Consider the following 12,702-nt stretch of genomic DNA (forward strand, 5'->3'; position numbering starts at 1 on the left):
CATCGGTTTCCAATCCTCATAGGTACCCTACAAACCCGGCGAGACACCCGCAAAAGGATCAAAGGGGCAGGGGGTTTCCAATCCTCATAGGTACCCTACAAACTCAGCGTCACCCGGAGGACCAGGGCGTCAAAGTTTTTCAGTTTCCAATCCTCATAGGTACCCTACAAACCCATTTTGGGCGCAAAACCGCGAAATATCCTTTATCTACTTCTATACCAAAAGCAGACGTATGTCAAACCTTCCACATACAAACGTACAAAAACGGGATTTTTGCCGCAAGTTGAATCCCGGTTTTGACGAAAAAATGTCGTCGATCCCCCGGCCTTTTTGTAGTTAGGGAGATCGACGACACGTCGAGTTACCGTCGAGGAAAGGTCTCAGGCACAAACCCCCTCTTATGAAGGGGAAGTGTCCACATTGAACAGTTGAACCTTAAAGGATCTCATCGAATCCGCCTTTTTCGCGTCCGAGGATAATCCGCTCCGAATATCGGGTCGTACGCAGAATGTAGAAAATGACAGAATCCTCCTCATCGTCAATAATCCGATCGAGCTCGCGTTGTAACCGATACAGGTTAGCTCGGGTGATTTCGCCTTCAAACACGGAGTTTTGAACCCAGGTTAAATACTCGCGGCACTTCTTTAAGACCTTCGTAACACGACGTTCCCCAATGTCATACACCAGTATGACAAACATTATTAGACATCACCTGCGCAATTGCGGACCGTAGCATGGTATGGATTCCCGTGTCGGTGTTGTGCGTCACCATTGCGAGACAAAGGGCCGATACTCAATTCCTTCAACGACATGCTTCTCTATCTTGTAAAGTTCCATGCGAATTAGCGTTCGATAGGAAACTTCCCGTCCGACGCTACGGTGACGAATCGTCGTGTCCAGACGCTTAGCCCACTCGGTCAGCCATGTCTTGCGACCACTGTCCTTGAGCATGATACCTTGAAGTTTCGTCTCAAAATCACGTTTCGCAATCATGCGCTTTCCAATCACGGTGAAAATGACCCGATCAACAAGAATCGGCTTGAATATTTCCGCGACGTCCAAATTCAGACTGAATCTACGGAAATTCGTGGTATGGAGATACCCAATGCGAGGGTCTAAATGGGTTTTGTAGGTCTCGCGAAGAACCGTCGAATATAAAACGGCGTTCCCAAAGCTAATGAGTGTATTCAACTCATTGCGCGGCGGCCTCCGTGTACGACGCTCGAATGTGAAATTCTCGTCTTCCAGAATCGCATCGAACGCTTGATAATAATGTTCTCGGATATTCCCTTCGAGAGCCATCAATTGTGGAACTTTTGAAGTCGCTCCGACGCGGTCCAAAAGAGATTCAATCAGCTCCATGCGTTCAGCAACATCTTTGCCTCGGTTGTGATAGTAACGTAGAACCGCCAACATGTTCTTTGCTGCACCTTCGACAAAACGACGCGCCAGGTCCATCCGTTTATCTGGATGGAGATAGCTTTCGGCCTGTTTGATTGTCACATAGCCTGCGTTGAAGTGCTCTCGTGGATAAAACGTTCCCATATAGTAGTCGTACTCCGAGTTAAAAAAGTGCAGAAGGATTTCCTTCTGGGAACAAAATTCGAGAAGATTTTTGGTGAGTTCTACATTCCCAAACAAGTATATTTCTTGAATATTTTGTACAGGGAGATACCGGTTCCCCTCGGCGCCTTCAAACACAAGCGTGTTATCTTTACGGCGCAAACACCCATCTGAAAATAAGTACACACTTCGAGACATGGTCCATCCCCTCGTTGGTCTACGGAAAGTCACGCCCAGCAATACTCTGCATATGCGCATCTGCGACAATACGAAATCCGTTCGGGTGCCGGTGGAATGGGTTGACTGAGCGCCCCGCGCAACTCCTGGATGAGTGCTTTGAGCCGCAACTCCTCCTCTGGCGTAAGCACGACGGCCTCCTTACGTCGCTCTTCGGAGAAAACCAGTTCCCCCATGGCTTCGATTCCCCGCTCCTTCAATTCCAGAAGGTAATAAAGCATTTGCATGCGGGCACTCTGGCTGGCTTTCGCACTCTTTTTGACCTCTGTGACAATCAAGGCGCCACCCTCCGTGCGTAGCAGGTCGACCTTCGATGCCCCAATCTCTACCTCTTTGGCGCCGCGGGCTTGCCGCATTTCATGCAAGACCCGACCGATAACGAGTTGCTCATCGTCCTCGTCGGGCGTAATTTGGTGTGCCATGAGCCAAGCTTCCCGTGGACAAATGGTGTAATACCAGACGAGCGTGCCCCCAATGCGTAGACCGTCTTCCATCGGTTCACCTCCACGGAACCCACCATATTCCACCGAGTTCGGACACATTTATGCGAAAAACAAGTCCGTCGCTCCGTGTATCGCCGCTCGCCCAAACCCAGTCTGCTCGTCGTAAGCCTCGATGTCTGCCACGCGTTTGATGGCGATTTCATCGACAAAATTTGCTGTGATGGCATGTGCAAGTCGTGGGGGTACATCGACAATAAATTGTTGCAACAGGCCTAAAAACCGCTTTCGCTCAACCATCGTGAGTCCTCGCATCCAGGCGAAATCTTTGTAACGTTCATAGATGTCCGCCGCAGAGCCGAAAGAAAACCTTTCCATGAGCCATTGTACGCGCCCATCGAACCCAGACATCCAAACGTCGTCGCCCCATGGGACAAATACCGGTATCCTCCACCCATCGTCGGTGAACGGCGCCCATCCGGCAACCTGACTCCATTCCCCTTGAGCCGCCCTTCGCAGCAGTTCCAAGGCGGCCTGTCCATCTCGTCTGCGTAATACGCGGGCGAAAAAATCATCAATTTCGCGGTACAAAGCGGATTCGGTGCCATCGGCCACTAACGCCATACTCGCATCGGTCTCTTCCCTGACTATCGCGTCTCGATAGACATAGGGCCGCGTATCCTGCTTGCCCCCACGGACAAAACGAAACACGTGTATCCGTCCAGGGTCTCGGCTCTCCCCGTGACGATTGACACGTCCCGCCGCCTGAACGACGGATGGAAAAATAGGGAGGGCGCGGTAGACGACGTCAAAGCTCAGGTCTACGCCCGCCTCCAGCGCTTGGGTGGTCACTATCCAGACGCGTTCCCCATGGTCGAGCGCGTCACGAATCTGGGCAATCCGGACGCGCTTGTGAAGAGGCGTCATCAGCCCGTGCAACACGAACAGGCGGGGCTTATTCGGAAACCCAGCGAGGGCTTCCTGGAGCGACTCCAAAACAACTATCGCGTCCCCGATGGTATTCATCATCACCGCGAGCGAACGCGTGTTTCTTTCCCGAGAAAAAAGCACCTCTGTGACATCCAGCTCGCTCCATGTCTGCGCCTCATACACGAGACGATAGCGTTGCGGATAGTTCATATCCGGTGGCTCCAAATGCACGGGACGAACATCCACTCCGGGCTGTAAAGGGGGTAACGTCGCCGTGGAGAACAGGCACACAGCCCCCATCTTCTTCGTCACCGCCTGCAAAAGCGCGAGAAATGGAGCCCATACGGCGTGATCGATAATCTGCGGTTCATCGATAAACACAACGGATTTTCTCAGCGCGGGCAGTCGCAGGGTATCCTGCGCCCGAGCAGGAAACAAGGCGCGGAAAAACTGATTGAACGTGGTTACAACGACCGGGGCCTGCCAGGACTCTAAAAGAAGCAAGACATGCTCATCACCGAATTTCCCAGGAGGTGTGTCCTCCTCTGCACCAGGACGATGGCGAGCAGTATCCGGTTCGGCCACATTCCTGTCAGGGACCCTCGCGGCGCCATGCGGGCTCGTCTCGGTCTCCGCATCCGAGAACACGTCTGCCAATGATAATCCGTGATGGACCATCACATCCAGGCCTGTGGCCTCTGCAATCACCTGCGCGGACTGGGACAATAAAGACAGGTAGGGCGCGACATACACAATGCGCTCACACCGTCGATGCCGCGCTATCTCTAGAGCCACACGTAGGCCAGTCAATGTCTTTCCGTATCCTGTAGGCACTTTCAACACATACACGGAAGCATCGTTCGATGCCTGATACCGCCTGAGGGCTTCACGGGCAATCTCGGCGCGCAGGCGCTGAACGTTCGTCTCCGCGCGCACGCGGATGGTCTGTTCGACATGCGCAACCAGGTGGTCCAATGCTGCATCAATTTCCGTTTGTGTCAGCACACGTGGCTGAAGTCCAGCCGCGTCGAAGCGATCCGCACGGATGAGCGCGGAGGTGTTCAGGCGTAAGCAATCCACGGCCCATTCGGCCGGCTGACGGGAATAGCGTTGGGCCTCATATTCTTCGGCCCACGTGTCGTACCACCGATACCAAGTTCTGCGACAGCGCGCTGCCCATTGATCGAGATCCGCAGCTTTGAAAGAAAGGGATGCTAGCTCGGGGAATTTCCCAGCCAGCCCGCTTCGGACGGATGCCAAATCCATCGCGCGCCACTGAAGGGTACGCCCAGACCAAGGAGGCTCATCCCCCGTAAGGTTCCGGAGTCGTCCATGATGATCCATGATGTCCCGACACAGCCACTGAATGTGCGCCATCCATGCCGGTTCATCATCCGGCCCTGGCTGCCATATCTTCATCAGATGCTCAGCCACATAGGCAAACAGAACGGCTCCGTAGACCGCGTGTGGGGGCCCCTTGCGCCCACCGGGCTCCCGGATATACCATTGCCACTTCGCATGAGCTTTGCCGATGTCGTGCAACCACCCGGCCAGGTACGAAAGCCGCTCGAGGGGGGCCCCATCTAACCTCCCCATCCCTTCAGCGACATGATCAAGGTGTGTTACCAGCGGAAATGTCAGAGCTCCCATCGGTGGACGTGCGATGCATTCGTCAAACGGAATTACCACAAACAGACCACCTCGTCTTCGAGTTGCACAAAACGCAAGGGCGGTGACAACGGGCCTTTGGTGGGCGTAAACACGATAGATCCTGCCTGCTTTTCGTAAATTAGGTGAATCGAACCACGAAACTTGCGTTCCCCTAAGTACTCATAATGTACACCGCCGATACGGCCGTAGTGCTTTACGGGCCGGGCTACCCCCACATGCTGCATCGGTGTATCAAGCGCGAGCCGGGCAATGGCATGCGTGGGCACCACGGTACGTGCCACGTACACTTCGTCCGGATGGGGCGTGAACTCGGACAAGTCCCACTCACCCACGTACGTCGGCTTGGTGAGGCAGTAGGCACTACCGAGATAGGTATGATAGTGACTGAATCCCTCGCGAATCCGGCGCGCCAGTTCACTCTGCCATGCCCCATGGTAGTAGATTCGATAGGCAGGATTTACCACAAGTTCGATGGCGGTCGGACGATTCATCGCTGGGCCGCTCGTCAGGTATCCTTTTCCAAGCATCGACACTTCCTGTACGGACGTTTGTACGGGAGCCAGCAGCTCAATGCCCGCCCATGCTTCTCCCTCAAACATCTCAAGACCGAGAATGGCCGCCAGCAAGCCGCGCAGCGCCGTGCGCGGGATAAACGGATAAGACGCGTGCGTCGCGGTTGTATCCGGTCTGCGAAAGTGCGCCATGCTTCCTCGTAAATCGAAGACAAGCACATTCATCGCCGATGCCTCACCACAACGGACATGTTTCTGCCGGCAGTTCTCCGCGTAAAGCCAAAGACGGATGCACCCACAGGCGTACACGGGCAATTCGATCCTGATACGTGTCCAGCACCTCGCCCAGCTGCGTGACGTCCAGCGTAACTTCCTGTAGTGAAGTCGGGGGATGAGGCGAACGCCAAGCCTCACGCTCGGGGAGTAGGCGTACATATTCATCCAGATACCCGATGCGGAAAAAGGCATCGCTGTACTCGACGTGGAGCAGGAATAGCGGCTGCTGCAGCCCACGCCCGCGAGCCTGCCGATGCTGGGTACCTTTCCAAAGCCCCTCCAGGAGCAAATCCGTATCGGCTTCCGACATGCCCGTCTGCTCAGCCAGCTGGGCGTTGATGACGCCCGGCATCAAAAACACAGCGAATGGCAAAGTGTAGGTCGTCCAAATGGTCCCCTGCTGCTTGCCCTCGGACTCGTCGCTGTCGTTTTTCTTGGTCACATCGGCGCTCGGCATCACAACCGTGCCCTGGACATAACGTGTTTCAACAGGATGCAAGGAGTGCGCCCAACCAAACTGCACGGGCCCCGTTACTTGAAAGGATTTTTTCGAAACGCTGAACACCGCCCCGAATACCCGAACATCAAAGGCACTTTGCTTTAACACCACTTCCATGGCACCGCTGCGCCCGGACGCCTCTTGGATGCGGGTAGCCAGACTCCCCCGCCCCAGCAACTTGCCGTCCTCTGTCTTCTCTTCACGGACAAAGATAAAACGGTCTTTCTCAGGACCCCCATCCGGGTATCGAGCCAACACATAGTCCCGGACATCACGCTTGATACTGACGTCGGACAGAGAAATGCGACCATCCTCCTCGTCAAACAGCCGACGGGCATCACTTTCGTTCAGCGGATCGCGATTGGGAATGCCGTCCTTCACACTCTTGATAAACAACAACTCGCTGCTGCGAACCCCCATTGTAGCTACCCCCTAAGGTCGTCTTGTCCATATACACCAGAAAACCGCCCACATTTCCAAAACCGTATCGAACAAATGGGTGGAGTCCGGCCGCCAAGGCCAAGCCAATTACCCTTCTTCCCCCGTCTTCAGCTCCCCCTCCTTGCCCTCCTGCGCCTTTTCCGGACGATGCAGGCAGTATCCCGCCCAAAACGCCGTCAAGAACTCGTCCGGGCGTTTGCTCAGTTCGTCTCGAAATTGCAAGAATCCCGCCATCACCGTCCCCAGCAACCCCTCGAGGTCCCACACGCCGATGCGGTGCCGAGCCGCCTGCGGTTTTAGCTGCAACAGACCGTGTTTCAACACAACGTCCGGCGTAATCTGATTCCCAAACGTAATCACACGAGTCTCCAGAAAATCTTTTTCCAACCGCGCGTAATACCGCCTACCAAACTCGCGCATCAAGTAACCTGCGGCAAACCCCAGTTCCTCATGGTCTTCAAGTGTGGGTGGGGTTTGCCTGGCCGCTTTCAATACCGCCATCAACGACTCCCAATGCCTCATGGTTCGTATCTCTCCCCTCTTGACCACTTGTTCCATATACCGTGAAAGAAATAGATCAAAGTAGAGAAAAAACAGGATCTCCTCGCGCAGATCGCCGAGGTGTTGCCTGTAACGAGCCGTCAAATCCCGCAGCCGGTGCGCGACCAAACGCACGAACGTTTGCCGACTCAAGGGTTCCCCATGCAAGACCGCAGTCAGCGTCGTCCAAATGTGCGAAGGCCCGTACGCCCGCGCCAACAGAGCCGGAAGCGATAGAAGCACGTGGCGCAGGCGGTCGACATTGTCCTCCCCTAGCAACTGCTCCCGCCACACCTCACTCTCGGCATACGTCTCGTGCGCCAACTCATCCACCGCTGCGGCCACACTCGGCATGACGTCATCGATAACACCGCGCAGATGAATGTCAGCTCGACTCGGCTCGCCTGAGTAATAGAGGATGGTAAGCCCATAAGGTTGGGTCTCGTCCAAGTCTGGCAACCACATTTCCAATCCCGTAATCGTTTTGAGGTGCAGGTCTCGCCCCCTCTCCCCCGCGTAGGCAGAACCGGACGCCATGCGTGATAATTTGCGGACAAAAGCGCTGCGGCTCCTCTCGTTGGCGAGGACATCATCCAGAAAGGGAAGCGCCAAAACCCCACCATACACCGTTGGTAACTTGTCTCCTCCCGCGCGTCGCCGTTGATTGAGCGCCTTTGCGTTCAACGCGGGAACGAACACCTCACGCGCCAAGGAAACCGGCAACCGCTGCGTCAATCGGTCAAACAGGCGGCTTCCATAGGTCAGCGCGCGGTAGCAGCTCGGGCATAACGCCACCCCATCCACCAGATTCGCATCATCGACGCCCGCCGGAAGCGGAGCCACCCACGTTGTGGTGAACCAGTTCCATGCCTTCGAGTAGGCGGAGAGGACCTCGCCGCGCGCGTTGCACACGGAACAGACCGCGTCCGGGCCACTGCGTCTCCCTTTCTCTTCCCCTTCAGCAATCTTCGACTCCCAAAACAAATCGGCGATCCGCTCCAGATTCGCGACAATCACTTTGTCTGGATGCAGTTCACTCGCTCGCAAGATCCCTTCGACTCCGGGTCGCGGCATATATCCGGCCGGTTCATAGCGATAGAGTCCCTCTGGACTCACCCAGGCAAGAACGAGAAGGCCATTGCACTTACCTCCATCGTCAAACCCTTTGGTCTGGAAGAATTCATAGATGCGCTGTGCAAGGACGACGGTGTCGATGGGGGGCGCAGATTCTTGCACAAAGTAGCTGGTCCGCTCGATACGTCCTTGTAAATAGCGAGCCACATTGTCGGTCGACTTTTGAAACCCCTGCACGTTTTTGTCGTAGAACAGGTATGCGGGAATCCCGTATCGTCCCTGCGGAACCACGGGATTTCCCCCTGACGGAATCACAAACGGCGCGGTTCGGGCCTTCTCCATGTCCGGTTCTAGAACCTCAACAGTCTTTTTTCCCCGCGCCTCCGAACGCCGAAACACCCACTCGCTGCGACCAACCGCAAGCGCACCACCATCGGCATCAATCTCTGCCACCAGAACCCGCTGGAGGAATCCCTTCGCCTCGGGTTCCCCGACATCGGAGACCTGATCGAGAATCTGTGCGGGTGTCAGCCCCCCTTCCACAAATGGCTTCCCTAAGCGGATGAGCTGTTCAATAAGCACGCTTCTCCCTACCTTCCACATCGGCCGTCGCGGTCACCCGCTCGATACAACCGAAACCTTGGCTGTTTTTACTTCCGATTCCAAGTTCGAGCGCCAGCGATAGTAACGACGGCGACCCGCTAAGTTCAAACCGGCCGGAAAAGCCCTGCACACTGATGCCTTTGTAAGTAACAACGGACTTTTGCATACGGCCGACCGGCGACACTTCAAACGGAAACGACTGTTCCGGAATATCTATAGGCATGCCTAAGAGGTCTCGCGCAATCCTCGACTTTTTGCGCATGTTCTCCTGTATAGCCTCCGCAAATGCGGACTCACGTGGATGGAAATACACCGTGTACTTGCGCCCATCCGGACGCAGCATCGTCGAATAAGCGGTCACGGGCGATAACGTGCGAACCGTCAGACGCGACTCAGTCACCGTGTTTGGCGTTGACATCACGTCTGTCAATTCCAGCACCTCGCTGCCGATGCGCAATGTCCCATCGCGAACCAGTTGCTGATGAATGGCTTCGACGATTTCTTGAAGAGGAGAGAGGATGACCAGCCGAACCGGCCCGTGAAAGCGAATCCGTCCCTCGTTCCGCAGGATTTCATATTTGCCCAACAAGCGCGAAAACGTGAAGAAACGAAAGGACCGTTTCAACAACGTGTAACCGGTGTCATGCAGAAACGTCGAAAAATCCTCCGGAAGCATACGGTAGACGGCGGCTTGGACGAATTCGTTATACCGGAGCGGCACGGTGAATTCGTCACATCCCAACGGACGCAGCGTCAGCTGTAAGCGCACACACGTTCACCCACCTTCCGTTTGCCCTTTTTCGTTGTTGAGCCCGAATGCTGGTCAATCCCACTGAGAAATTGCACATTGGCGTCCAATTCCATAGACGCTACAATCATACCAAAACTTAGCGTCATGTCCCTTGCGATAAAAGATTAAGGCGGGAGGGTGACAGAGCGCGTCACCGAACACATGTTCGTCCAAAATCGACCAGGGAGCAACCGCCACCACCGCCCCGATTTTCCACTCGACGCGTATATATGGAGAGGATATTGGCCTTCTTCTCGGTTGACGTATACTAGAATTACCCGTATCCAGTGAAGGGAGAACACGGACATGCTTTCTCATGCTGCGTCTGTCAAAAAGGGCGTGACTATTGAAGCACTGTCCATCCTTTGGATGATTATCGAAGCCGGTGTTGCTATCGGCGCTGGACTCCTTGCCCATTCCTTGGCTCTGGTGGCCTTCGGAGTGGACAGCATTATCGAGCTGATTGCCGGGGCGGTCTTGTTATGGCGACTGACCCTTGAGGCAGGCGGAGCCAGCCTCGAACGGGTGGAACGGGCGGAGAAGGCGTCATCTTGGGTAGTCGGAATCGCCTTGCTGTTGCTGGCGATATACATCCTCATTGCGTCGGTTGACAAACTTTGGACCCATCAAGGGGCTGAATCCAGCTACTTGGGCATTGGCTTGGCCATCGTCTCGGGTATCCTCATGCCGTATTTGTCATGGGCTAAAAAACGCATCGGGCGTGAAATTGGCAGCAAAGCGCTGCGAGCAGATGGATCTTGCAGCATTGTCTGTGCCTACATGGCTTGGACCGTTCTCCTCGGTGTCGTCTTGACCGCTTTGTTCGGTTGGTGGTGGATTGATTCCATCGCCGCACTGGCGTTGGTCTACTTTGTCGTTAAAGAGGGATGGGAAGCCATTCAGGAGGCGCGGGGCAAAGAGGATGCGTGTGGGTGCGGATGCGGTCACGATTGAATCAATGACCACGCCCTCACTCCACGCGCCTCACTCCATCGGAAACGCGCCGCCATGATGCGACGGGTCAAACGCCGTCACTCATCGTCGGATGAGTCATATACTGAAACCAAACGGAATCATCGGTGATGGAGCTCACCGCAAAATCCGACGAGGATGATGGCTCCTGTGAATGGCAGATGTTCACAGGAGCCTTTTTGATTTTCACATAACTGTGCATGTGTGCGGCACTAGCCCATATACTGTAACTGTGTATGGGGTGATGGAGCTCACCATCAACCGCCTGTGAAGGCTAATGGCTCCTACGGATGGAGTTTGTCTGTCCGTAGGAGCCTTTTTGATTTTTCCAGGAAGGGAGAGAACACAGATGAACATCCTGGCCATTGCCGTCTTTGGGGCGATTGGAGGTCTAAGTCGTCTAGTCCTGGAGAATGTCATCCAAACATCGAATGGCTTTCCTCTATCCACGCTGCTCATCAATGTGAGTGGCTCATTGGCGCTCGGTTTTTTCCTCGTGATGGCAGACAAGAAAGAGCTCAAAGAATGGCTGAAGCTCGGAATTGGCGTGGGGTTCATCGGAGCCTTCACGACGTTCTCCACGTTTTCGATGGATATCATTCAACTCTTTCATACGAGTCTCGCGTTGACCGTAATCTACATGGCGGCCACCATTTCGGGCGGGATCCTTTGTGCGTTCGTCGGTGAGCGGTTGGCAGACTGGTTGTTTGGAGCTAAAGCTGTCTCCGAACCAACCGAGACCGGGGAGGTGTATCCATGACCCTGACGACCGGGGTAGTTGTCTGCGCCGGGGCGACGGTGGGATCCGTACTCCGATATAGCATTGGGCAGCGGATTGCCAAAGTTGCCCGCTCCGACTTTCCATGGGGGACTTGGGTCATCAATGTGACAGGCGCCTTGTTGCTGGGTCTCTTTTTTCGAGAGTTGAGGCCGGGCCAACAGGACCTTAACTGGTGGGTGTTCCTCGGCACAGGCTTCTGCGGCGGATTCACGACCTTTTCCACCCTATCTGTGGAGACCCTTCGCTTGATGCGTCTGAACAAGCGGTTGGCGGCTGTATACGTGTTCAGTTCGCTCGGTCTCGGGTGTCTACTCAGCTGGACAGCTTCAGTTAGCTGAACGTCTCGCCTCCATGATACACTGTAATCTAAGATACCGAAGGACAAGGAGTTCTCGATGAAGCCATTTCTGAAGTGGGCCGGTGGAAAACACCGGATTGTTGAACGGATACGTGCACGTCTGCCGCAAGGAAAACGACTCATAGAGCCGTTTGTGGGCTCGGGAGCCGTGTTCCTAAACACAGACTTTGAGGAATATGTGTTGGCCGATATCAATCCGGACCTCATTCAGGTCTACGCAACTCTGAAACAGCATGGACAGGACTTCATATCCTATTGCAAAAAACTGTTCACCGATGCGAACAACACCCCTGAGCGCTACTACGAACTACGATCCGAGTTTAACGAAACTCAAGACCCGTGGCGCAAGTCTGCCCTGTTTGTCTACCTGAACCGGCATGGATACAACGGGCTGTGCAGGTATAACTCGAGTGGGGGATTTAACGTTCCATTCGGCCGCTACAAGCGACCCTATTTCCCCGAGCAGGAGATGAAGTTTTTTTCTCAGAAGCTGCAGATGGCCACCCTGCAATGCGCTGATTTCCGGCAGGTAATGGAAGAAGCCGTCGTCGGAGACGTCATCTATTGCGATCCGCCCTACGTTCCGCTCTCGGCGACATCTAATTTCACAGACTACGCCGCCGACGGGTTCACAACCCATGATCAGGCTGACTTGGCGCGCTTGGCCACCCAACTCGGTGAGCGTGGTATCCCGGTTCTCATCTCCAATCACGCGACCGAATTCACGACCGCCGCGTATGCGGCTGCCGAAGTCGAGCACTTCCCCGTACGCCGCACCATCAGCTGCGACGGCGCAAACCGGGGCATGGTCACAGAAGTGTTGGCTTTGTTTGGTTCCGCCTCCCGAGAGATAATGTAGAAGAAACGAACAGGTGGTTGTTCCAGAATCGAAAGGCTCCCTCGCGTCTCATGCCCCTGTGGGAACACAGACGTATGAGAAACACCTCCACCTGCTCACAAAACTCTTTAGCAATTTTTCAAAGCCGAGTGTAGTTTCTCTACTGCATCAGCATGA

12 protein-coding genes and 2 riboswitches are annotated in these 12,702 nt (G+C 54.8%); of the genes, 4 read left to right on the forward strand and 8 right to left on the reverse strand.

Annotation, left to right across the window (positions count from 1 at the left end; translation table 11 throughout):
- Nucleotides 1-435: 435 nt before the first annotated feature.
- From cas2 to cas6, 8 genes are all read right to left on the reverse strand, one after another.
- Nucleotides 436-699, reverse strand: coding sequence for a CRISPR-associated endonuclease Cas2 (cas2, locus tag H522_RS0113700; RefSeq protein WP_026962764.1), 264 nt, complete (start codon nucleotides 697-699; stop codon nucleotides 436-438).
- 66 nt (nucleotides 700-765) lie between these two features.
- Nucleotides 766-1,761, reverse strand: a complete 996-nt coding sequence (gene cas1b, locus H522_RS0113705; protein WP_026962765.1) for a type I-B CRISPR-associated endonuclease Cas1b — start codon at nucleotides 1,759-1,761, stop codon at nucleotides 766-768.
- Between the two features lie 29 nt (nucleotides 1,762-1,790).
- Nucleotides 1,791-2,294 (reverse strand): CRISPR-associated protein Cas4, encoded by a 504-nt coding sequence (gene cas4 / locus H522_RS0113710; protein ID WP_026962766.1) that lies wholly within the window; start codon nucleotides 2,292-2,294, stop codon nucleotides 1,791-1,793.
- A gap of 48 nt (nucleotides 2,295-2,342) precedes the next feature.
- Nucleotides 2,343-4,859 carry a CRISPR-associated endonuclease Cas3'' gene (locus H522_RS0113715; protein ID WP_026962767.1) on the reverse strand — a complete coding sequence of 839 codons (2,517 nt, stop codon included), beginning with the start codon at nucleotides 4,857-4,859 and terminating at the stop codon, nucleotides 2,343-2,345.
- Nucleotides 4,853-5,578 (reverse strand): CRISPR-associated protein Cas5, encoded by a 726-nt coding sequence (gene cas5 / locus H522_RS0113720; protein ID WP_026962768.1) that lies wholly within the window; start codon nucleotides 5,576-5,578, stop codon nucleotides 4,853-4,855. The genes H522_RS0113715 and cas5 overlap by 7 nt, the downstream gene beginning before the upstream one ends.
- Nucleotides 5,579-5,588: 10 nt before the next feature.
- A complete protein-coding gene (locus tag H522_RS0113725) occupies nucleotides 5,589-6,548 on the reverse strand; it encodes a CRISPR-associated protein (protein ID WP_026962769.1) in 960 nt (319 codons plus the stop codon).
- A gap of 108 nt (nucleotides 6,549-6,656) precedes the next feature.
- Nucleotides 6,657-8,765 carry a TM1802 family CRISPR-associated protein gene (locus H522_RS0113730; RefSeq protein ID WP_026962770.1) on the reverse strand — a complete coding sequence of 703 codons (2,109 nt, stop codon included), beginning with the start codon at nucleotides 8,763-8,765 and terminating at the stop codon, nucleotides 6,657-6,659.
- Nucleotides 8,755-9,555: a CRISPR-associated endoribonuclease Cas6 gene (cas6, locus tag H522_RS19500; protein WP_051344282.1), complete on the reverse strand. Its 801-nt coding sequence runs from the start codon at nucleotides 9,553-9,555 to the stop codon at nucleotides 8,755-8,757. Before cas6 ends, H522_RS0113730 begins: the two co-directional genes overlap by 11 nt.
- 327 nt (nucleotides 9,556-9,882) lie before the next feature.
- Between cas6 and H522_RS0113740 the strand changes: the two genes are divergently transcribed.
- The 4 genes from H522_RS0113740 (at nucleotide 9,883) to H522_RS0113755 (ending at nucleotide 12,546) form a co-directional block, all read left to right on the forward strand.
- Nucleotides 9,883-10,530 (forward strand): cation diffusion facilitator family transporter, encoded by a 648-nt coding sequence (locus tag H522_RS0113740; RefSeq protein ID WP_026962771.1) that lies wholly within the window; start codon nucleotides 9,883-9,885, stop codon nucleotides 10,528-10,530.
- Nucleotides 10,531-10,645: 115 nt separating this feature from the next.
- Nucleotides 10,646-10,706, forward strand: a riboswitch (Fluoride riboswitch).
- A gap of 73 nt (nucleotides 10,707-10,779) precedes the next feature.
- Nucleotides 10,780-10,842, forward strand: a riboswitch (Fluoride riboswitch).
- Between the two features lie 55 nt (nucleotides 10,843-10,897).
- Nucleotides 10,898-11,308, forward strand: coding sequence for a fluoride efflux transporter FluC (locus H522_RS0113745; RefSeq protein WP_026962772.1), 411 nt, complete (start codon nucleotides 10,898-10,900; stop codon nucleotides 11,306-11,308).
- Nucleotides 11,305-11,667 (forward strand): fluoride efflux transporter CrcB, encoded by a 363-nt coding sequence (gene crcB / locus H522_RS19505; protein ID WP_035454041.1) that lies wholly within the window; start codon nucleotides 11,305-11,307, stop codon nucleotides 11,665-11,667. The genes H522_RS0113745 and crcB overlap by 4 nt, the downstream gene beginning before the upstream one ends.
- A 57-nt stretch (nucleotides 11,668-11,724) precedes the next feature.
- On the forward strand, nucleotides 11,725-12,546 hold the full coding sequence (locus H522_RS0113755; protein ID WP_026962773.1) for a Dam family site-specific DNA-(adenine-N6)-methyltransferase: 822 nt from the start codon (nucleotides 11,725-11,727) through the stop codon (nucleotides 12,544-12,546).
- The last annotated feature ends 156 nt before the right edge of the window (nucleotides 12,547-12,702 follow it).

The organism is Alicyclobacillus herbarius DSM 13609 (genome assembly GCF_000430585.1).
Taxonomy (GTDB): domain Bacteria; phylum Bacillota; class Bacilli; order Alicyclobacillales; family Alicyclobacillaceae; genus Alicyclobacillus_G; species Alicyclobacillus_G herbarius.